Source organism: Candidatus Limnocylindrales bacterium (assembly GCA_035571835.1).
Taxonomy (GTDB): Bacteria; Desulfobacterota; Binatia; order UBA1149; family CAITLU01; genus DATNBU01.
In genome coordinates this window covers 1-20,167 of record DATNBU010000017.1, presented here as the reverse complement: position 1 = coordinate 20,167, position 20,167 = coordinate 1, and the positions used below count along the sequence as shown (strand labels likewise).

Below are 20,167 nucleotides of genomic sequence, written 5' to 3'. Positions count from 1 at the left end.
ACGGCGGGCTACTTGAACAGTCGCTCGCCGTACGTATCTGCGAAGACGAGCTCTTCGATCGGTCGCCGCGAGAGCTTCTTCGGAAAGTCGCGGGCCGGATATCCGAGCGGCACCATGGCCGCGGTCGCAACGTAGTCGGGTATCGCGAGCAGCTCCTTCACTTTGGGCTCGACGGCGCACAGCAGCGTAGTCAGCGCGGTGCCGAGACCTTCGGTGCGTGCAGCGAGCAGGAAGTTCTGCACCGACGGATAAATCGACGCTCCGGCAACGACCGATACGCGATCGAGATGACGATCGGTCGCCATCAGGTCGGCCGTCTGCGCGCAGACGACGACCAGCACCGGCACTTCGTGAAGGTGCTTGGCCATGTGGTCGGCATTTTCGAGAAGCCGCGGAAGCGGCGCGCCGGGTTTGACGACAGCCCGCGACGCATACTGCTGCCACAGCGGCAGGTAGAGGCCGGCGAGCGCGCGCCGCTTGGCGTCGTCGCGAACTGCGACGAACCGAACTCCCTGGCGGTTGCCGCCCGTCGGCGCGTAGCGCGCGGCATCGAGCACCCGTTTCAAGACATCCTCGGGAACCGGATCCGGGCGGAAGAAGCGGCAGGTCCCTGTGGTTTCGATGGCCTCTCGGAAATCCATGCTCGGCCGATAGTCGGCGCGCGGCCCGGCCGCAATCGTCTCCGCCGACGGCCACCCCCAGGCGTGGAAAAAATGCGGGCGACGGGCTGACATCGATGTAACTGTCATTGCTGTAAGTAGTGACCGGGTGCAGACCAGAGGGTGCCCCCGCGGCCTGAGAGCCGCCAAAGGCGGAGGGACCCTCAATGAAGAAGATGATCGCGGCAGTCGCCGCGCTTTCGATCGCATCCATGGCCGATCCGGCGTCGGCCGACATCACCAGTATTTTCGGCGGCACGGTCGTCTGCACCGTCCAGGCCGACGCCAACGCCGGCGAGCGCCACTGCTCGGGAATCTTCACGAGCTTCGACGGCGCACCGATCGACGTGAACGTTGCGTTTCCGCCCGCGCCGGCTGCGGGCCCCGACGGCAACTTCCCGATCGTCGGTGTGTTCCATGGCTGGGGCGGCGCGAAGATCTCGCTGACATCCGATTCGATGCAGCAGTGGCTCGACAACGGCTACGCCGTGTTCTCGATGAGCGATCGCGGCTGGGGAAACTCGTGCGGCGCGACCGACCCGAAGCGTCTCATGCCCGGCGTCTGCGACAACGGCTACAACCACCTGATGGATACGCGCTACGAAGTGCGCGATGCGCAGGAAGTGTTCGAAGCGCTCGCCGACCAGGCGGCGTCCGGCGGATCCGGAGAAGGCCTCATCGATCCGCAGAAGATCGCGTCGATGGGCAGCTCGTACGGCGGCGGCATCTCGATGGCGCTCGGCGCACTCAGGAACCGCAAGATGATGGGCGCGCACGAAGGCTCGCCGAACGCCGACGGCCATCTCGTGCCGTGGGTGAGCCCCGGCGGAAAGGCAATGCAGATCGCGGCGGCGCAGCCCGACATCCCGTGGACCGACATGGCATATGCGCTCACGCCGAACGGTCATACCCTCGATTACGTTGCCGACGCACGGTACGACGCGCGCGGCCGCGGCGGCGTAATGAAGCAGTCGTTCGTCGCCGGCCTCTACGCGCTCGGCCTTGCCGGCAGCAACTACGCACCGACCGGCCAGGACGAAGATGCCGATCTGACCAAATGGTTCACCGTCACCAACGCCGGCGAGCCGTACGACGACAATCCGGTGCTGCTCGACACCGTCGACGAGCTGACGCGCCACCATTCGAGCTATTACATCGACGATTCTGTCGCGCCGGCGCCGATGCTGATCTCCAACGGCTTTACCGACGACCTGTTCCCGCCGGACGAAGCGATCCGCTACTACAATCGCACGCGCACGAACCATCCGGGCACGCCGATCTCGCTGATGTTCGGCGATCACGGTCACCAGCGCGGACAGAACAAGGTGGAAGACACCGCGTTCCGCAATTCCCAGCTTCACGAGTGGTTCGACTTCTACGTCAAAGGCGACGGCGCCGCGCCGTTCGATGGCGTGCAGACGGTGACGCAGGTCTGCGACGGCCCGTCGGCTGGTCCGTTCCAGGCGCCGACGTGGGCTGCGCTCGCGCCGGGAGAAGTACGCATCGAGAGCGCCGCCCAGCAGATCATCGCCGACGACGTGCCGACCGATGAGCAGGTCGGACAGGCATTCGATCCGATCTCCGGCAGCGGTGCATGCGCGACAGCTCCGGCTGACGACCAGACCGGCGCCGCGACGTATCGCGGCGAGCCGGCACCGGCGGCAGGTTACACGCTGATGGGATCGGCAACGATCGTTGCCGACATCCTTTCGCCGGGTTCCACGTCGCAGGTCGCTGCACGTCTGCTCGATGTCGATCCCGTGGCGGGAACCGAAACGCTGGTCGCGCGCGGCCTGTATCGTCCGGAGATCAACACGGTAGCGTCATGCCAGGTGTTCCAGCTTCATCCGAACGGATGGAAGTTCCGCGAAGGTCACATTCCGAAGCTCGAGCTGCTTCCGGCGGATCAGCCGTACGGTCGCAACTCGAACGGCCAACTGCCGGTTACGGTGACGAACCTGCGCCTGCGGCTGCCGGTGCTCGAGGCGCCGGACGGCGGTCTCATCGATGCACCGTCCGGTAAGGTCCTTCCAAATGGATACGCATTCGGTCCCGACGAGACCGCAGGAGTCGACTACACGTGCGCGCAGGCGCGCACGCCGCTCAGCCTGACGCTCTCGCGCGTGAACGTGCGTGCGGAAAAGAGCGCCGGCTCCGCGGACGGGCGCGTCGATGCAAAGGGTTCGTTCGACGCGTCGCCCGAGTTCAGCGCGCCGCCGCCGTTCAACGTCCGCATCCAGGACGCTGCCGGTCTCGACGTGTCGCACACGTTCGGAAGCTGCCGCACGACAGCGAAGGGCAAGATCACCTGCCGCGACACGGTCGCGGACGCGGATTACCGCGCAACGCTGACGCCGAAGGACGGGCTCATGCTGCTGAAGCTGTCGCTTCGCGGCCAGCCGATCGATGCGCCGTTTACCGGCCCGGTGACGGTGACGCTGCTGCACAATTCGGCGGTCGAGCGTTCCGGCAGCATTTCGGACTGCACTGCGTCCGACACCGCGCTCAAGTGCAGGCAGTAGGCTGAGCTCACGACAGAGCGACACGCGGCGCCGGTGGCATTCATGCGACCGGCGCCGCGCGCGTTTGGCGGTCGTTGCATCATTTTCAGGCTCTGACACAACGCCATCGGGGACCACCCATTGAGACCGGCGCAGGCCGGTCGATCTGAGGACACCGGCGCGAGCCGGTCGATCTGAGGACACCGGCGCAGGCCGGTCGATCTGAGGACCGGCGCGAGCCGGTCGGCAGGAGGTTCCTGTGTCCACAGCTGCTGCGACCCGACCCCTCGCATCCTCTCCGATCCGGCTCTATCTCGAGCGTGTCCACGCCGAGCTTGCCCCGATCGACGACGGCGCGGTCGCGTCCTACATTCCCGAGCTCACCAAAGCCGACCCGTCGTGGTTCGGGATCGCCGTCGCGACTACCGACGGTGCGGTCTACGAAGTCGGCGACACGCGCATCCCGTTCACGATCCAGTCGATCTCCAAGCCGCTCGTCTACGGGCTTGCGCTCGAGGACCGCGGCAAAGAAGGCGTGCTGCGCAAGATCGGCGTCGAGCCGACCGGCGACGCGTTCAATTCGATCAGCCTGCAGCCGGGATCCGGCCGTCCGCTCAACCCGATGATCAACGCGGGTGCGATCACGGCCGCGTCGCTCGTCGCCGGGCGCTCGGAGCCCGATCGTTTCGAACGCATCCTCGCGCTGTTCTCGATGTATGCGGGCCGCCTGCTCGACCTCGACGACGCGGTCTACCAGTCCGAGAAGGAGACCGGGCATCGCAACCGCGCGATCGGCCACATGCTGCGCAACTTCGACATCGTCAGCGACAATCCGGATCCGGCGCTCGACCTCTACTTCCGGCAGTGCTCGGTGCGAGTCGAATGCCGCGATCTCGCGATGATGGCGGCGACGCTCGCGGCCGGCGGCACCAATCCGGTCACGCGCGAACGCGTGGTTTCGCCGGCCATCGTGCGCGACCTGCTGTGCGTGATGACGACGTGCGGAATGTACGACTACGCCGGCGAATGGGTCTACCGCGTCGGTATGCCGGCCAAGAGCGGCGTCGGCGGCGGCATCATGGCGGTGCTTCCCGGGCGGCTCGGGATCGGCGTGTTCTCGCCGCGGCTCGATGCGCGCGGCAACAGCGTCCGCGGCGTGCTCGCGTGCGAGCGTCTTTCGCGCGACTGGGGCCTGCACTTTCTGACGCCGCCGCGCTCGTCGATGGCGACGGTGCGCGCCGAGTACTCGCTGTCGAGCGTGCGTTCCAAGCGCCGCCGCCGTTCGCGCGAGCTCGAAGTCTTTGCCGAGCACGGCCACCGCGCGCGCGTGCTCGAGCTTCACGGCGACGTCGATTTTGCCGCCGCCGAGACCATCAGCCGCCATCTGCTTGCCGGAGTCGAAGCATCGCTGTTCGTGATCCTCGACTTCAAGCGCGTCGAGAGCATCGATTCGTCGGCGATGCATCTTCTCGTCGATCTCATGCGCACGATGGCACGCGTCGGAACACGCACGATCCTTACCGGAACCCAGACCGTCCACGCGTTCGTGCGCCACGCCGAGGAGCAGCTCGGAGGCGAGAACACGGCGGGCGTGCGCACGTTCCCGCAGCTCGAGAGCGGCATCGAGTGGTGCGAGAACACATTGATCGACCAGGTGGCGCCGGGCCTCGGCGCGGACAAACCGTGCGAGCTGCCGCATCAGCAGATCTGCACGGGAATGAAATCCGACGACATCGAGAAGCTCGCCGCCTACGTCGAGCGCGCGAGCTTCGCGCGCGGCGCAATGATCGTCCGCAAAGGCGACGAGGCCGACCGCCTGTTCTTCATCGTGTCCGGCGAATGCAGCGCAACGCTCGACCTCGCGAGCGGACAGCAGAAGCGCCTGTCGACGATCGCACCCGGCATGGCGTTCGGCGAAGCCGGCGTGCTCCAGGGCGGCAAGCGGACCGCCGACGTGCGCGCCGACCGCAAGCTCGAATGCCTGATCCTGACGCGCGAGGCGTTCGATCGCATGGGGCGTGACGATCCGGGCCTTCAGAACGCGCTGCTGCGCGGGTTGCTGCGCGTCTCGAGCGCAATCACCGACCGGCTCAGCGGCGAGGTGGTCGCACTGTCCGCGTGACCGCACGGCCCGTCGGCGCGCGATGCGGTCGACTTTGCCCGTGGTCGGAAATACGCGGAGACGAGCCAGCCGCCGCCGCGCGGTGCAGTCGAATAACCTGTTTCGCACGAGGGACCCCATGAACGGCGCAGAAAGTCTCGTCCGCACGCTCGTCCACTCCGGCGTCGAAGTCTGCTTCAGCAATCCTGGAACTTCGGAGATGCACTTCGTTGCAGCGCTCGACAAGGTCGAAGGCATGCGCGCGATCCTCGGCCTGTTCGAAGGCGCGGTGACCGGCATGGCCGACGGATACGGCCGCATGGCCGACAAGCCGGCGGCAACGCTGCTGCATCTCGGACCGGGGCTCGCCAACGGCCTGGCCAATCTCCACAACGCGCGACGCGCGGCCACGCCGATCGTCAACATCGTCGGCGATCACGCGACGTATCATGCGCAGTACGACGCGCCGCTCGCATCCGACATCGTCGGCTTCGCGCGGCCGGTCTCCGGCTGGATCCATTCGAGCACGAGCTCGCTTTCGGTCGCGGCCGACGGTGCGCGCGCCGTGCAGGCTGCGCGCACGGCGCCGGGCCAGGTCGCGACGCTGATTCTTCCCGCCGACACGGCCTGGAACGAAGGCGGGCCGGTCGCGCTGCCGCTCGAGGTTCCGCTCGCGGCCGAAGTTTCCGACGATGCGATCGACGCCGCTGCGACCGCGCTGCGTTCGGGAAAGCGCTGCGCAATCCTTCTGCGCGGCGCCGTGCTGCGGCGCGACGGCCTCGACGCCGCCGGGCGCATCGCCGCGGCAACCGGCGCGCGCCTGATGTGCGATACGTTCGCGCCGAGGCTCGAGCGCGGAGCCGGCATCGTTGCCGTCGAGCGCATCCCGTATTTCGCCGAGCAGATCGTCGATTTCCTCGCCGACGTCGAAGTGCTGATCCTCGTCGGCGCAAAGCCGCCGGTTTCGTTCTTCGCGTACCCCGACAAGCCGAGCTGGTGTACGCCGGCCGGCTGCGAGATCCAGTACCTCGCGCACGCGCACGAGGACGGCTTTGCCGCGCTCTGCTCGCTGGCCGAAGCCGTGCACGCGCCGAAGGAACCGGCGGGCCGCGCCGCGCTCGAGCGTCCGTCCAAACCGCAGGGCGGGCTCAATCAGTTCAGCGTCGGTCAGATCATCGCGGGGCTTCTGCCGGAGGAGTCGATCCTTGCCGACGAAGCCGCAACCTCCGGACTCGGCATTGCGTTCGCGACCGCGACCGCGCCGCCGCACTGCCATCTCGCTCTTACGGGAGGCTCGATCGGCATTGCGATTCCGCTCGCAACGGGTGCAGCAGTCGCATGTCCGGCCCACAAGGTCATCGCGCTGCAGGGCGACGGCGGCGGAATGTACACGCTGCAGGCGCTGTGGACGCAGGCTCGCGAAAAGCTCGACGTCACGACCGTGATCTTTGCGAACCGTTCCTATGCGATCCTCAACATCGAGCTCGGTCGCGTCGGTGCGGGAGACCCGGGGCCGAAAGCGATGTCGATGCTCGATCTTCACAATCCGGAGATCGACTGGTGCGGTCTCGCGCGTGCGCTGGGTGTCGAAGCCTCGCGCGCGACGACCACCGAGGAGCTCGACGACCAGTTCGCGAGCGCGATGAAAGGCCGCGGCCCGCGGCTGATCGAAGTGATTCTCTGACGGTTACCGTGATTTCTGCCGGCTTGCCGCGCCGGCTGAAGCTCTCGACGCCTGTTCCATGCGCAGCGTCTCCAGATCGTTCCAGACCAGATCGGGATGCAGGAAGCCGACGCTGTAGATGTTGCGCACGTTCTGCGCGCGGTCGAGCAGATACACTTTGAGCACATGGCGGAACTTGCCGGTCGCGCGCCCGTCCGCGGTGCGAAGCATCGTGATCGACTGACCGAAATCCGCGAGAAGTTTCCCGAGCGCAGCTTCGTCGGGCGCCGTGACGAATGCCCACGTCGAGCCGGGGGCGCGCATGCGCTGCATCGCAGCGAGGCGGTCGGCGTCATGCGCAGGATCGAAGCTGATTGAAACCAGTGCCACGCGCTGCGCCATGTCGGGGTTCGCGGCAATGCGCTCATCGAGGCGGTGGAGGACTGCCGTGGCGAGCGGGCAACCGGTTTTCTCGCTGCACGTGCCGTAGATGAACGAGACGACGGCCATGCGCCCGCCGACGACGGCAGCGAGCGTCGTCTTCGCGCCCGACGCATCGATCAGCGGATGGTCGCCGACCGCACCGATCGGCGGAAGCTCGTACGTTCCGGCCGCCGGCGGCGCGTACGACGGAACGAACGGTCCGATCGAGAACGTGTACGGCGCGGGATCGCCGGCCTCTGCGCTGCCGGCCACGTTCGCTGCGGCCGCCAGGCCGGTCGCGCCCCGGAGCACGACGGCGAGAGCAGCGGCGATGGCTGTGCGCTTCACGAAGCCGGCTTCGGAGTGACCGTTCCCGCGTAGAAGCCGTTCTGGCCGAAGTGCATGTGATGCGGCCGGCCGAGTTTTTCCGCGTTGAAATCGACCGCGAACAGCGGCTTCAGCTCCTTGCCGTCCCAGTGGTAGGCCTTGAGGAACTGCTCGTTGTCGGCGCCGGACTTGTCCCAGTTGGCGAGCAGCGACGACGTGAAGTACACGCGCTCGCCGTCCCAGCTTTCCGAGATCATGTTGACCTGTTTGCCGATCACCTGCTCGTGCGCGACGTGCGGATGATGCGGGTCGCTGACGTCGAAGACGCGTACCTTTCCGTCCATGAACGTCGCGACGAACAGATACTTGTCATCGGCAGACAGGCTGATGTCGACCGGCAGCGGAATCTTCGACGGATCGCCGATGTCGGCGACCGCAGTCGCCGTGAACTTGCCGTCCTTGCCGGCTTCGATGAGCCAGAGCTTGGCGCTCAGCGCCGATGCCGTGAATGCATAATCGTGACGCGGCTGAAGCGCCCAGCGGATTTCCAGCGGCGCGCCCGGCACCGACAGCGTCTGCAGCGGTTTTCGCGCGTGAAAGTCCCAGACGACCATCGTGTTTCCGAAGTTCTTCATCGCTTCGGCATCCTTCATCAGGTCGCCGAGCGGACGCATGTAGTTCTTCCATCCGGTGAACGAGGAGCTGAGCATGCGGTTCAGGCGCGGCTGCACGCGCGCGTCGTAGCCGTACTCGGCGCCGGCCGGCATCCATGTGGTGCGCACGAATTTGCCGTCGTTGCCGTACTCGGCAAGCCCGGTACGCCCGTCGCGATCCTTCGCATTGGAAAGGCCCGGCACGAGCATGAGGCCGGGAAGCGCATAGAAGCCGTGCGGCCCGGCGAGACCGCTGTCTTTCTCGAACGTCGTGATCGTCTTCGTGAGCTTCGGTTTGGCCGGATCGGTAGCGACATCGAAGACGAAGATGGAGCCGTCGTCGATGCCGGCCAGCCACAGCTCGCGGCGGTCGTCGGTGAAGCCGCCGTGATGCGCTTCGTGACGCCCGCCGACCGAAGTCGACGATACGACCTTGCCGAAATCCGGCGACGCCGGATTGGCCCCGACGGTCACGAGCTTGTCGGAACCGTCACCAAGACCATCGACGCCGAGCGTCCAGACGTAGACGTAATCCTCCTGGCCGGTGATCTTCGGCATGTACGGCGACATGCAGGTCTCGTCCGCGGCCGAGGGGCGGGCGATTGCGATAAGCAGAAAAAGGCCGAGCCGGAATGCGAGATGACGATGCGCCATTGGTGAGCCCTCCCTGGTTCGCCGAGCGTGGTCGCGAGGACGAACGCACCCATATCGGAGAATGCGCCGTGCCGCAGCAAGCGCGGACGATTTATCACTTACGGAAAAGGCACGGAATCAGAGCTGGTCGGCCTTGAACGTATCGCAGTTCGCAATGTCGCCACTCTTGAGGCCGGCCTTGAACCATCTCACTCGCTGCTGCGAGGTTCCGTGCGTGAACGAGTCGGGGACCACGTAGCCCTGCGCCTGCCGCTGCAGCGCATCGTCGCCGATCGCAGTGGCGGCGGCGAGTGCGCTTTCGACATCACCGGGCTCGAGCCAGTGCAGGCGCTCCTCGCTGCGGTTGGCCCATACGCCCGCAAAGCAGTCGGCCTGGAGCTCGAGGCGCACCGACAGTCCCTCGGCGCCTTCCATGCTGGCGCCGCGCTGCCGGGCCCTGTCGACCGCGCTCATTCCGCCGAGCACGTTCTGCAGATGATGCCCGACCTCATGCGCGATCACGTACGCTCGCGCGAGGTCGCCGGCCGCATGAAAGCGCTGCTCCATGTCGCGGAAAAACTGGAGGTCCAGATAAACCTGAGCGTCGTTGGGGCAATAGAAAGGCCCGACCGCGGCAGACGCCCGGCCGCACGCGGATTCGACCGCGCCTCCGAACAGCACCAGGCGCGGCGCCGGATAGGATTTTCCCGCGGCGGAGAAAACCTCTTCCCACGTGTCCTCGGTGCTTCCGAGGATCGCACGCACGAACTGCACCTGCTCGCCCTGCTCGGGCGTCGTCGGACGAACGTCCTCGCCGCTCTCGTACTGGCCGCCGCCGTTCATGTTCACGAGCTGGCCGAGGATCTCGAGAGGGCTCCGGCCCATCACGAGCCCGACCAGCACGACGATCGCCACTCCGCCAAGTCCCACGCCGCCGCCGAGGCGCGCAGCGCCGCCGGTAACGACATTCTCGCTCTGTCTTGATCGCCGCCAGTCCATTTCGTTGTTCCCGAAACGACAATGACCCGCGCAGTCAGGGCTAACAACAAAGCCGACGTGATCGTTCGAGCAGAGGAAACGGATCGCACTCGATCGCGCCGCCGCGAGCACCGGTCAAAATGCAGGTTTCCCCGTGACGAGCGCCGGAGAGGCGGAAAGCGCCGGTCTTTTACGAAACACGACGATCGTTGTGATTGTCGTCGCGGAACCACGCTAACGTCGGCGCCGATGAAGTCGATTGCGCAGATGGGTCTCTGGTGTTTCGTTGCTCTCGCCGCTGCCCGCGGTGCCCTCGCTGCGGCGTCCCCGCAGGAGCCGGTCATCGAACGCCTGCTCGGCGACATGCAGCAGGACGGCCGCATCGTCGTAGCCGGCGAAACCGTCTCGCGGTCGGCGACGCTTTTCGAGCTGTACCGGCGCCGCGAGTTCGAGCCGCTGTGGACGGCCCGCGCAAACGTGGCCGACCTCGTCGACGCGATCCACGACGGCGAAGCGCAGGGCCTCGATGCGCGCGATTACCACTACGACGCGATTGCCGGCCGCGCTCGCGGGAGCGGCAATGCCGCGTTCGATGCGGCAGCGCGCGATGTGCTGATGACCGACGCGCTGGTTCGCCTCGCGCACGACGTGCGCTACGGCGTTGCGCCCCCGAGTCCGCCGAGTCCCGACATGCTTCCGGCCAGTCTCGCCGATGGTGACGATCTGGCTGCCGAGCTCCAGGAGGCAATCGACCGCCAACAGGTGCGCGAATTTGTCGCAGCGCTCGAGCCGCACAGCTCGACGTACGAAAGGCTCAAACAGGCCCTCGCAACCTATCGCGAGATCCGCGCCGCCGGCGGATGGCGCACGGTTGCGGCCGGACCTCCGCTGCAGCCGGGGCAGCGTGATCCGCGCGTTGCGGCGCTGCGTGAGCGTCTCGCGGTCACTGGAGATCTTCACCGCTCATGGATGCGAAAGCCGGGCGACGTTTTCGACGACGAGCTTCGCGACGGATTGCGCGCGTTTCAGTTGCGCCACGGTCTTGCGGCCGACGGTGCGCTCGGCACGCGCACGCTTGCTGCGCTCAACGTGCCGGTGGACGCGCGCATCGACCAGATCCGCGCGAGCCTCGAACGCGGCCGCTGGTTCCTTCACGACCTTCCGGAGCGTTACGTGATGGTCAACGTTGCGGCGTTCCGGGTGGCGTTCGTCGAGAACGACCGCGTGATCTGGCGTTCGCGCGTGATCGTCGGCGATCGCGACAAGGAAACGCCGATGTTCCGCGCCGACATGCAGTCGGTCGTGCTCAACCCGACCTGGTCGGTGCCCGATTCGATCGTCCGCAACGAGCTGCTTCCAGGCCTGCGCAAAGATCCGCGCTATCTTGCCCGAAGGCACATCGTGCGCACCGGAGACGATTACGTGCAGGCGGCGGGCAAGGACAACGCGCTCGGGCGCATCAAGATGCTGTTTCCGAATCCGTACTCCGTCTACATGCACGATACGCCGACGAAATCGCTGTTCGACCGCGCGACGCGAACGTTCAGCCACGGCTGCGTGCGCGTGGAGAATCCGGTCGAGCTCGCAGCGCTCGCCCTCGACGATCCGGCGTGGAGCGTCGCCGCGCTCAATCGCGCGATTGCGCGCGGACAGACGAGGTGGATCACGCTGCGAAATCCGGTTCCGGTCCTTGTGATGTATTCGTCGGTCGGCGTCGGCCGCGACGGAATCGTCGAGTTCCTGCCGGACATTTACGATCGCGACCAGGAGATCCTGCGCGTGCTCGGCCACAATTCACGGGAATCACGGGATTCGCGGACATCCGGGCAGCGCGCGCCAGCATCGATCTGATCGGTTCTATTTCTGAAATGTTCCGATCAGCTCGGCGTGCGCGATCGTATGTCCCTGCATCGCGCTCTCGAGTGCCGGCTTGGTCGCGCTTTCCATCGCGGGAAGCTCGATGTCGAGCGCGTACAGCTTGAAGAAGTATCGATGGCGTCCGATCGGAGGACACGGACCGCTGTACGTCGGGCGCGACCAGTCGTTGAGGCCGGCCTTTGCGGGCGCAGGAGGCGGCGAGCTGCCCGCGGCTTCCGGCAGACCCGTCGATGCCGGAGCAAGTCCATGAACGACCCAGTGCACCCACGTTCGTTTTGGCGCCGCCGGATCCGGTGCGTCCGGATCGTCGACGATCAGTACGAGGCTCCTGGCATTGGCCGGCACTCCCGACCAGGAAAGAGGAGGCGACACGTCGTCGCCTTTGCACGTGTACTTGACCGGGATCTCGCCGCCGGGCGCAAATGCGGTGGATTCAATCTTCATCGCGGCCTCCGCACCGCAAACCGTCGGCATACCGAAGAGCAGCGCGACGAGAAGAAGTGACGTTTGTCGCCGCCACAGTGGCGGCTCCGGGATTCGGGCGGCTGCCATCACGGGTCCAGCTAAGCACGCGTCCGCCAATACGGACAGGATTTCGGTTTACGCCAGCTCGAAATTGCGCGAGAACTCGCTCGCCGTGGTGCGCGCGATCCCCTGTCCGGTCGGTCACGAGGAGTCCCCGTCACGAGGAATCCCACGCATGACGAAGCGGTGGTCCCGGGTTTTCGCGGTCACCGTCGCGCTCGCTGCCTTTCTCGGCGGCCCGCGGGGTGTGCACGCCGGTGAGGATCATCTCCCGACCGATGCCCCCGAGTCATGGGCGATGTTCTTCTACACGTCGGCGTCGTCGTTCTCGGGCATGGGAGCTCCGAGGACACGCGAGCCATGGTCGCTCGAAATCTTTCTCGATCTCGCGTCGCTTCCCGACCTCAGCGAATCCGAACGAAGGGTCGGCTTCGGCGGCACCAAGGTCGAGGACCTCAACAAGTCGCACATCTTCGGACGGCCCGGACTGACCGTGGGACTGCCGTGGAAATTCGCGCTGTCGGTCGGCTACATTCCTCCGATTCGACTGTTCGGCGTGCGCACCAATCTGCTGTCGATCGCGATCGAGCGGCCTCTCCTCGAGCGCGGTCCGTGGACCGTCGGCGCGCGCCTTCACGGTGAGGTCGGCCATCTGCGCGGTGCGTTGACGTGTCCCGGGCGCATCATCCGGTTCGAACCGGGCTCGGATCAGAATCCATACGGATGCGAAACCCGGTCGAACGATACTGCCGTGCAGCGCTACGTCGGGCTCGAGCTCGCCGGGTCGTATCGCATCGAGCGGCTCTTCGATCTTGCCCCGTACCTGACGCTCGGCGCGAACTACCTGAACACCGAGTTTCACGTGCACAACACGACGTTCGGAGCCCCGGACCGCACCAGGCTCGCGGCCGACACGTGGACGTTCTCGCTCGGCGCGGGTGCAACGCTGCCGATCGGCGACCGCTTGCGGCTCGCGATCGGCGTTTTCTACACGCCGCTGTGGGTGACGCGTCCTCCGGACACATCCGAAGAGCGCGACTCGCTCGTGCAGGCGCGCAGCGAAATCTCGTGGCGTTTCTGGTGAATCGGCTGCGCGCTTCGCGCACAGCACCCGGCCGCAATCAGACGGGCTTGCGCGCAGTGCCCTTGCGGCCCATCGGGATGTCGTGGCCGACCGCAAGATCGTAGATGCCGGCCCATACGAAGTCGGCAACGAACTGCACGATCTCCGGCGTCGTCCGGTCGGGTCTTTCGAGATGATAGACGGCCGACGTTTCGACGGCTGACGCGATCAGCGTTGCGGCCAGCTGCGCATCGCGCTCGGTCAGGTCCTGGAAACCCTCCCACGTAGCGCGCATGTACGCCGCGACGGCGTCCTGCATGCGGCGCCGGATCACCTTGGCCGCTTCGCGAGTCGGCGCATCACCGCTGCGGTCGGCCAGCAGCAGCATCGTGAACGTGTCGGGTTCCTGCGTGACGATTTCGAAATACGCAGTGATGTTCGCGACGGCCTGCTTGCGACCGCGAAGGTTGACGGTCGTGCCGAAGCTGCGGCGGACATGCGTGAGGATGCGCGCGAACGCCCGGTCGATCGCCGCAATGAAGACGTCGTTCTTCGAGCCGAACAGCTGATAGACCGTGGGCCGGCCGACCCCCGACGCTTCCGCGATCCGCTCGCTGGTCACGCCGTCGAAGCCGTCGGTTGCGAACAGGCGTGTGGCGGTCGAAAGAATCGTCTCGCGCTGTTCTTCGAGCGGGACCTGGCGAGGCCGGCCGCGCGGGCGGCGCGCAGCCGAAGCAGGCGGGACCTCGGTGGATGGGCTCGCATCGTCCGCAGGCGCTGTCGCCGGCGGCATCTCTTTGTTGTGAACTTTCGACATCTTGGAGTTCCGTTGCGGGTCTTACTTACAATCGATGATGATTCGGCCTTAGCCGGCATCGCATTGTTGAAACGATCACATTGACCGTGACCTCTTCCGCAACGCGTCGCGTTAGCTTCTCACCGCTGGAACAAACGAATCAAGCGTGAATCCCCATTTAGTGTCAGATTGTAAAAAAAGTTCCGCATGGGTCTTGTCGCATTAACGTCAGTCGGATACAAAATCGCCACTGTCCCGGCGACAGGGGCAGAAATCCAAACACAACGTTCTCATTCCCGTACGGAGGGGTACGCGACCATGAAACAAAAACGGACCTGGCAAGCGGCCAAGCTTGCCGTTCTCACCGCGGCGCTGCTGCCGGCAAGCACCGCTTTCGCCCAACTCGATCTGATCGTCGATCTCGTGGTCGACGGCGGCAACACCTACGCGTGGCAGAAGGTAGCTCTTCCCGGAACGGTCTGCGGTGACGGCTCGCAGTACAAGTTCTGGTACTACGACTCCCCCTCATCCAACAACATGGTCATCCTCTTCGAGGGCGGCGGCGCGTGCTGGGACTACAACACCTGCAGCGGTCGCGCGGGCTCGCTCGGCGCATCCAACCCGAACGGCCTTCCCGACACGTACATGTCGGGCATGGAACCGAAGTACGTCTCGCCGATCATCAACGGCGCCGATCCGGGCCTGCCGTTCCGTTCGAAGGATTACATCGCGACCAACGGCTGGGACATGGTCTACATGCCGTACTGCACGGGCGACGTGCATACCGGCAATGCCACCAAGACGTACACCGATCCGACCGGCGTGAATCCTCCGCTCACGTGGCATCACAACGGCTTCAACAACACGCTGGCCGCCGCGAACTTCCTGCACGGGCGTTTCCCGACGATCAACAAGCTGCTCGTGACCGGCTTCAGCGCCGGCGGCGTGGGCACGGCGACCGAGTTCCACACGATGCGCCGTACGCTCAATCCTGCGCGCGGCTACTCGCTCAACGATTCGGGCCCGCTCTTCCCGGCGCCGAACTCGAGCTACAAGTCGTGGCTGCTGCACAAGAAGATCGAGTCGTCGTGGAATCTCGCTTCGGTGTACTCGCAGATGCCGACGAGCTTCAACCCGGCTGACTTCGGTACGGCGACCAGGGCTCTGGCGACGCAGTATCCGTCGGACTACCACGCGTATACGGGCTACTCGAGCGACTACAATTTCTCGCGCTTCTCGTACGAGCTGTTCTACCCCGGCATCACGCAGGCGCAGATCCTGGCGAACTGGCGCGCCGATCAGGCCAACCTGATCACGCAGATGAACCTGTACACCAACTTCAGCTACCACATTCCGTGGCACCGGCCGCTGAACGACAGTCACTGCACGACGATCGTGACGTACATCGGCAGCCACGCGTGTCCGACGGTACGCAAGAAGTACTGGTACGAGTACGCGATCACGCTCGATCCGTGGCAGAGCTGGATCTGCCCGTCCGGCAACAAGCCGTTCGACGTGTTCTTCGACAACTGGATCAACAGCGGCACGCGCAGCCGGATCAAGGAGCCGGAGAACTACTACAACAACGAAGACCCCGGCATGGGGATCGTCAACGACCTCGTCTCCGCCGCGCTCTAACAGGCAAGCGGACACGATCATTCACGGCAGGGGTCGCTCCGGGCCCCTGCCGTTCTTTTTTGAGCGCACCACGATGCAACCGATCCTTCGCAGCCTTGCCGCCGCATTCTTCGTTTCGGCAGTCGTATTTCGATGCGCCCCGGCATCTGCAGAAGAAAAGCCGGGCCCGGCCGACGATGCGGCTAACGCTGCGGCAGCTGCGCCGCCCGCGGACGCCGCGCAACCGAAACCTTCCACATCGATCTTTCCGAAAGCGGGCGCTCCCGACCCTCGCCCGTTCACGCTGACCGACCGCTATTTCGACGCCGCCCGCCGCGGCGACATGGCGGCCGTGCGCCTGTGCCTCGACAAGGGAGTCGATCCGAAGGTCAAGGACCAGGTCGGACGATCGGCGCTGGCGTATGCCGTGCGCGACGGGCGCAGCCTCGAGATCGTGGAGCTGCTTGCCGGGCTCGGCCTTCCCGTCGACGAGCCGGACGCCGCCGGTCGCTCGCCGCTCGACGATGCCGCAGGCAACGGAGACACGGCCATCACCGCATGGCTGCTCAAGCATGGAGCGAAGCTCGACCGCAAGGACATGCAGGGCCGCACGCCGCTGCAGACTGCGGTGCTTGCAGGAAGCCGTCAGCTCGTCGTGATGATGCTCGAGGCCGGCGCCGATCCGAATCAGCACGACAACTTCGGCGACACGCCGCTCATCCAGGCCTGCAACAAAGGCATCGACGAGATCGCGAAGGTGCTCGTCGAGAAAGGCGCCGACGTTACGGCGAAGGATCAGGAAGGTCGCACGGCAGCGCAGCGTGCGGAAGAAACGGCTCCGTATTGCCGCAGCCTGACAGCCGCGAAGCCCGCGAGCTGAGCGGCTGATTCTTCGTCGCGGATCTCGAGCCGGGCGATTATTCTTCTTCGTCGTCGTTCGGAATCCGGCCGGCGGCTCCGAACTCGTCCTGCTGGCGCTTCCAGTCTTCGCGCGCCTTCTCGCGCTCGCGGCTTCGTTCGAGCGCGTCTTCCATCTCGCCGGGCAGCATTTTCAGGCGGTCGGCGTGCATTTTGGTCGCCAGCTCGAGCATGCCGACGAACTCCTTGTTGTCCGAGTTGCGGTAGCGGCGCGACATGAACTCGGCGAACTCGAGGTAGTCGCTCGAAAGCTTCGTCTTGTAGTCGTAGTACGCCTTGACTTCGTCCTCGTTGGCATCGCCGGCCAGGACCCGCCCGTACTCCTCGTTGCGTTTTTTGCGCTCTTCGTCGCGCTTTGCGAGCACCTCCGGGTCCTTGGTCGGGGCTCCGAGCTGCCAGTACAGGTTATCCGGCATCAGCGCCTTCGCTTCGCGAAGGTCGATGTCGCCGTAGACCAGCCCGTCGATGTATTCGGGTTGCTCGACGGCCGCAGGCGCCGGCGCGCTGCGCGACGCGGCATGCGACCGCTGTCCCGATGCGACCGGCGCCGAATCCGGTTTGGCAGGTATGGCTGCAGTTTCGGGCGGCGCCGGAGCGACTGCGGAGCGGCGGCCGCCGCCGAGCAGCGACAGCACGAGGATCAGAACGCCCAGCGAGCCGACGACAGCCAGCCACACGCCGGGCCGGATCCGATTGTCATCCATCCGCTGAAATTATCCCGAAGAAAATCTCCACGCGAGAGTAACGGTGCGCGCATGCAAATTTTTATGCGTGGACGCGAAGGACCGGTTTCCGCGCCCGCCGCACCACCGCAACAACGCTGCCGGCGTTCAGCTGAAGAACGTTGCGAACTCCTCGACCGGCACCCGCTCGGTGCGCCATGAATTGATCGGCGCGCTCTGGTCCGCGTACCCGACGGCCATGCCGCAGTAGAACTGCAGCTCGTCGGGGATCGCGAAGAAGCGCCGGATGAGGCCGTGGCGCATCATCCACGATTCCTGCATGCACGTGGCAAGCTCCTGCGCCTCGGCCGCGAGTGCGATCGTCTGCATCAGCATCCCGAGGTGTGCCCATTGCCCCGGGCCCATCTGCCGGTCGAGCGCGAAGAACAGCGCGGCCGGTGCTCCGAAGAACTCGAAATTCTTCGCGAGCTGCCCGAGCCGGGCCGCCTTGTCTTCGCGCGGAATCTCGAGACTGCGGTAGAGCGCCTCGCCGCATTCGAAGCGGCGCGTGCGGTACGGCTCCTTGATTGCGGGCGGATACATCGGGAACTCGGTCGGTTCGCCGAACGGATTGGTCTCGATCGCGGCGGCGACCTCCGCGCGGAAGCGCCCCATCGATGCACCGCTCAGTGCGTAGACGTGCCACGGCTGGCAGTTGCCGCCCGACGGCGCCCAGCGCGCCGTCTCCAGGATTGCCCGCAGGTCTTCTTCGGTAACGGGCCGGTCGAGAAACGCGCGCGTCGAGCGGCGATGCCGGATGGCGTCCAGTACGTCGATGCTCATGTCGTGTCCTCCCGCAGGCGCGATCGCTAAACCGGGACGCGGCCGTTTACAACACGACGTTTCATTTGCCGGCGGCCAGGTCGGCGAGCCCGGGAAGCTCGCACGCGCGCCACATGTACCAGCTCGCGACGGTGCGCCACGGCCGCCATTTCTCGCCGTGGCGCGCGAGCTGTTTCGGTGACGGCAGATCGCGCTTGCGATACGTAACGGCGAAGCCCTTGCGAACTCCGTAGTCGTCCACCGGAAGGACGTCCGGACGGCCGAGGCGAAACATCAGCAGCATCTCGGCGGTCCAGCGCCCTATGCCGCGTACGGCGGTGAGGCATTCGACGATCTCGTCGTCGGTCATTGCGCGCACGCCTGCGAGCGTGGGTATCGCGCGCGCTTCGACCTTGCTCGCGAGGTCGCGAAGCGCAGCGACTTTTGCGCGCGACAGGCCGGCGCCGCGAAGCGCTTCATCGCTGGCGCCGAGAATCAGCTGCGGTGTCAGGCCGCGCCGCGACTTCGGAAACAGCGCGCAGACCCGTCCGTGAATCGTCGCGGCCGCCTTGCCGGTGAGCTGCTGGTAGACGATTGCCTCGGAAAGCGCGGCGAACATGCTCTGGGCGCTCTTGAGCTCGAGCCGGCACGGTCCGACGATATCGATCACGCGCGCGAGCACCGGATCGGCGGCGCGAAGCTCGCGAACCGCACGGCGCAGGTCGAAAGCCGCGGAGGGTACGGTTTCGCGTACCGATGTCGTGCGCTTTGGCGGACGTGCTGCGCGCGACGCTCCGTTCGTTGCGGTATCGCAGCCTTCGAGCGCGAGCATCCGCAGCTTTGTCTTCGTTCCGCCTTCGGCGGTGAAGCCGCCGGTCTTTCCGCCGGCAGCCATCACGCGATGACACGGCACGACGATCGGAAACGGGTTGCGCCCGAGGGCCTGGCCGACTGCACGTGCGGAGCTCGGCGAGCCGATCGCAGTTGCGATCTCTCCGTACGACCGCGTGCGTCCGGCCGGAATCGCTCGCGCGGCTTCGTAGACGCGCAGGTAGAACGGCGAAACGTCGGCGGTATCGAGCGCGATGCCGCTCAGGTCGGCCGTCTTTCCGCTGAGAAGCGCGCGGATTTCCCGGATCGCCCCGGCCACGTGCCGCGGTGGCGCGCCTTCTTCGGCCTGCGGGAACCGCTTTTTCATTCGCGTGCGCGTCGCGCTCTCGCGTGCCTCGGGAAGCTGCACGCCGGCGATGCCGCGTGCGCTCCATGCCACGCCGCACGCGCCGATCGGCGTGTCGAAAACAGTAAAACCGGTTGCTGGCATTGCGCCAACCTAGCACGCCCGCGCGGCCGCCGAATTGGAGGAAATTGCGATCGACGCTTCGGCGGCCATCGCGCCGGCACCCGTGACACCGAACGGCAGCTGAGCGTCGGTGCGATTTGCCGAGATTCGCGCGATGCCGTAGTCGAGCCGCCGGAATCCCCGATGAAAGTCGTCCTGCAGCGAGTCGCCAGCGCATCCGTTTCCATCGACGGAAAACAGACCGGTGCCATCGGGCACGGCTTCTGTCTGCTGGTCGGGTTCACGCACGGCGATACCGATGCGGAAGTCGAATGGATGGCCGACAAGATCGCCGGCCTGCGGCTGTTTGCCGACGAGGACGGCAAGATGAACCTCTGTCTCGACGACGTCGGCGGGAGCGTGCTCGTCGTGTCACAGTTCACGTTGTACGGGGATGCGGGAAAGGGTCGGCGCCCCTCGTTCGCGGACGCGTCGCGGCCCGAACACGCCATCCCGCTGTACGAATGCTTCTGTGATCGGCTTCGCTCCAGCGGCTTCGAGGTCGCAACCGGTGAATTCGGCGCCGACATGATGGTACGCATCGAAAACGACGGTCCCGTCACGCTCGTACTGACGCGCGAGAACCGCTGAAACCGGGTGTTCGGGGGG

The 20,167-nt window shown here is 65.9% G+C and carries 17 protein-coding genes; 8 read left to right on the top strand and 9 right to left on the bottom strand.

Translation table 11 applies throughout. From position 1 onward, the window contains the following. Positions 1 to 8: 8 nt before the first annotated feature. Positions 9 to 641, bottom strand: coding sequence for a nitroreductase family protein (locus tag VN634_06850; protein HXC50580.1), 633 nt, complete (start codon positions 639 to 641; stop codon positions 9 to 11). A 185-nt stretch (positions 642 to 826) separates the two neighbouring features. Between VN634_06850 and VN634_06845 the strand changes: the two genes are divergently transcribed. The 3 genes from VN634_06845 (at position 827) to VN634_06835 (ending at position 6,945) form a co-directional block, all read left to right on the top strand. Beyond that, positions 827 to 3,181: a CocE/NonD family hydrolase gene (locus VN634_06845; GenBank protein HXC50579.1), complete on the top strand. Its 2,355-nt coding sequence runs from the start codon at positions 827 to 829 to the stop codon at positions 3,179 to 3,181. Positions 3,182 to 3,419: 238 nt separating this feature from the next. Continuing rightward, the gene (glsA, locus tag VN634_06840; protein HXC50578.1) at positions 3,420 to 5,282 is read left to right on the top strand and encodes a glutaminase A; all 1,863 of its coding nucleotides are present in this window, start codon (positions 3,420 to 3,422) and stop codon (positions 5,280 to 5,282) included. Between the two features lie 118 nt (positions 5,283 to 5,400). Continuing rightward, positions 5,401 to 6,945 (top strand): acetolactate synthase large subunit, encoded by a 1,545-nt coding sequence (locus VN634_06835; protein HXC50577.1) that lies wholly within the window; start codon positions 5,401 to 5,403, stop codon positions 6,943 to 6,945. Between the two features lie 3 nt (positions 6,946 to 6,948). On the opposite strand, the gene VN634_06830 is transcribed toward VN634_06835, so the two are convergent. The 3 genes from VN634_06830 to VN634_06820 form a co-directional block, all read right to left on the bottom strand. Beyond that, positions 6,949 to 7,695, bottom strand: a complete 747-nt coding sequence (locus VN634_06830; protein ID HXC50576.1) for an SCO family protein — start codon at positions 7,693 to 7,695, stop codon at positions 6,949 to 6,951. Further along, positions 7,692 to 8,981, bottom strand: coding sequence for a selenium-binding protein SBP56-related protein (locus VN634_06825; GenBank protein ID HXC50575.1), 1,290 nt, complete (start codon positions 8,979 to 8,981; stop codon positions 7,692 to 7,694). Before VN634_06825 ends, VN634_06830 begins: the two co-directional genes overlap by 4 nt. Positions 8,982 to 9,098: 117 nt before the next feature. Then, positions 9,099 to 9,959: a neutral zinc metallopeptidase gene (locus VN634_06820; GenBank protein ID HXC50574.1), complete on the bottom strand. Its 861-nt coding sequence runs from the start codon at positions 9,957 to 9,959 to the stop codon at positions 9,099 to 9,101. A gap of 228 nt (positions 9,960 to 10,187) precedes the next feature. On the opposite strand from VN634_06820, the gene VN634_06815 reads away from it, so the two are divergent. Beyond that, on the top strand, positions 10,188 to 11,789 hold the full coding sequence (locus VN634_06815) for a L,D-transpeptidase family protein (protein HXC50573.1): 1,602 nt from the start codon (positions 10,188 to 10,190) through the stop codon (positions 11,787 to 11,789). Positions 11,790 to 11,795: 6 nt separating this feature from the next. Here VN634_06815 and VN634_06810 read toward each other — a convergent pair whose 3' ends face one another. Further along, a complete protein-coding gene (locus tag VN634_06810; GenBank protein ID HXC50572.1) occupies positions 11,796 to 12,260 on the bottom strand; it encodes a YbhB/YbcL family Raf kinase inhibitor-like protein in 465 nt (154 codons plus the stop codon). 256 nt (positions 12,261 to 12,516) lie between these two features. Here VN634_06810 and VN634_06805 point away from each other — a divergent pair, with 256 nt between their 5' ends. Beyond that, entirely contained in the window at positions 12,517 to 13,425 is a 909-nt protein-coding gene (locus VN634_06805; protein HXC50571.1) for a hypothetical protein, read from the top strand. A gap of 37 nt (positions 13,426 to 13,462) precedes the next feature. Here the strand turns inward: VN634_06805 and VN634_06800 are convergent, their stop codons facing one another. Then, the gene (locus tag VN634_06800) at positions 13,463 to 14,221 is read right to left on the bottom strand and encodes a TetR/AcrR family transcriptional regulator (protein HXC50570.1); all 759 of its coding nucleotides are present in this window, start codon (positions 14,219 to 14,221) and stop codon (positions 13,463 to 13,465) included. 297 nt (positions 14,222 to 14,518) lie between these two features. On the opposite strand from VN634_06800, the gene VN634_06795 reads away from it, so the two are divergent. After that, complete coding sequence (locus VN634_06795) at positions 14,519 to 15,838, top strand: pectin acetylesterase-family hydrolase (GenBank protein ID HXC50569.1); 1,320 nt, start codon at positions 14,519 to 14,521, stop codon at positions 15,836 to 15,838. Between the two features lie 73 nt (positions 15,839 to 15,911). Beyond that, a complete protein-coding gene (locus tag VN634_06790) occupies positions 15,912 to 16,697 on the top strand; it encodes an ankyrin repeat domain-containing protein (GenBank protein ID HXC50568.1) in 786 nt (261 codons plus the stop codon). 37 nt (positions 16,698 to 16,734) lie between these two features. Here the strand turns inward: VN634_06790 and VN634_06785 are convergent, their stop codons facing one another. The 3 genes from VN634_06785 to VN634_06775 all read right to left on the bottom strand — a co-directional run bounded on the left by VN634_06785 (position 16,735) and on the right by VN634_06775 (position 19,540). After that, positions 16,735 to 17,439, bottom strand: a complete 705-nt coding sequence (locus tag VN634_06785) for a hypothetical protein (protein ID HXC50567.1) — start codon at positions 17,437 to 17,439, stop codon at positions 16,735 to 16,737. Positions 17,440 to 17,565: 126 nt separating this feature from the next. Then, positions 17,566 to 18,240, bottom strand: a complete 675-nt coding sequence (locus tag VN634_06780; protein HXC50566.1) for a nitroreductase — start codon at positions 18,238 to 18,240, stop codon at positions 17,566 to 17,568. Between the two features lie 61 nt (positions 18,241 to 18,301). Beyond that, the gene (locus VN634_06775) at positions 18,302 to 19,540 is read right to left on the bottom strand and encodes a methylated-DNA--[protein]-cysteine S-methyltransferase (GenBank protein ID HXC50565.1); all 1,239 of its coding nucleotides are present in this window, start codon (positions 19,538 to 19,540) and stop codon (positions 18,302 to 18,304) included. Between the two features lie 162 nt (positions 19,541 to 19,702). Between VN634_06775 and dtd the strand changes: the two genes are divergently transcribed. Then, positions 19,703 to 20,149 (top strand): D-aminoacyl-tRNA deacylase, encoded by a 447-nt coding sequence (dtd, locus tag VN634_06770; protein ID HXC50564.1) that lies wholly within the window; start codon positions 19,703 to 19,705, stop codon positions 20,147 to 20,149. Positions 20,150 to 20,167 lie beyond the last annotated feature (18 nt).

Bases quoted from the DNA above. Each gene is read 5' to 3' on its own strand.
- VN634_06785 (HXC50567.1), bottom strand. From the start codon at position 17,439: ATGGATGACAATCGGATCCGGCCCGGCGTGTGGCTGGCTGTCGTCGGC.
- VN634_06800 (HXC50570.1), bottom strand. From the start codon at position 14,221: ATGTCGAAAGTTCACAACAAAGAGATGCCGCCGGCGACAGCGCCTGCG.
- VN634_06790 (HXC50568.1), top strand. From the start codon at position 15,912: ATGCAACCGATCCTTCGCAGCCTTGCCGCCGCATTCTTCGTTTCGGCA.
- VN634_06780 (HXC50566.1), bottom strand. From the start codon at position 18,240: ATGAGCATCGACGTACTGGACGCCATCCGGCATCGCCGCTCGACGCGC.
- VN634_06835 (HXC50577.1), top strand. From the start codon at position 5,401: ATGAACGGCGCAGAAAGTCTCGTCCGCACGCTCGTCCACTCCGGCGTC.
- VN634_06775 (HXC50565.1), bottom strand. From the start codon at position 19,540: ATGCCAGCAACCGGTTTTACTGTTTTCGACACGCCGATCGGCGCGTGC.
- VN634_06825 (HXC50575.1), bottom strand. From the start codon at position 8,981: ATGGCGCATCGTCATCTCGCATTCCGGCTCGGCCTTTTTCTGCTTATC.
- VN634_06805 (HXC50571.1), top strand. From the start codon at position 12,517: ATGACGAAGCGGTGGTCCCGGGTTTTCGCGGTCACCGTCGCGCTCGCT.
- VN634_06815 (HXC50573.1), top strand. From the start codon at position 10,188: ATGAAGTCGATTGCGCAGATGGGTCTCTGGTGTTTCGTTGCTCTCGCC.
- VN634_06820 (HXC50574.1), bottom strand. From the start codon at position 9,959: ATGGACTGGCGGCGATCAAGACAGAGCGAGAATGTCGTTACCGGCGGC.
- dtd (HXC50564.1), top strand. From the start codon at position 19,703: ATGAAAGTCGTCCTGCAGCGAGTCGCCAGCGCATCCGTTTCCATCGAC.
- VN634_06845 (HXC50579.1), top strand. From the start codon at position 827: ATGAAGAAGATGATCGCGGCAGTCGCCGCGCTTTCGATCGCATCCATG.
- VN634_06795 (HXC50569.1), top strand. From the start codon at position 14,519: ATGAAACAAAAACGGACCTGGCAAGCGGCCAAGCTTGCCGTTCTCACC.
- VN634_06810 (HXC50572.1), bottom strand. From the start codon at position 12,260: ATGAAGATTGAATCCACCGCATTTGCGCCCGGCGGCGAGATCCCGGTC.
- VN634_06850 (HXC50580.1), bottom strand. From the start codon at position 641: ATGGATTTCCGAGAGGCCATCGAAACCACAGGGACCTGCCGCTTCTTC.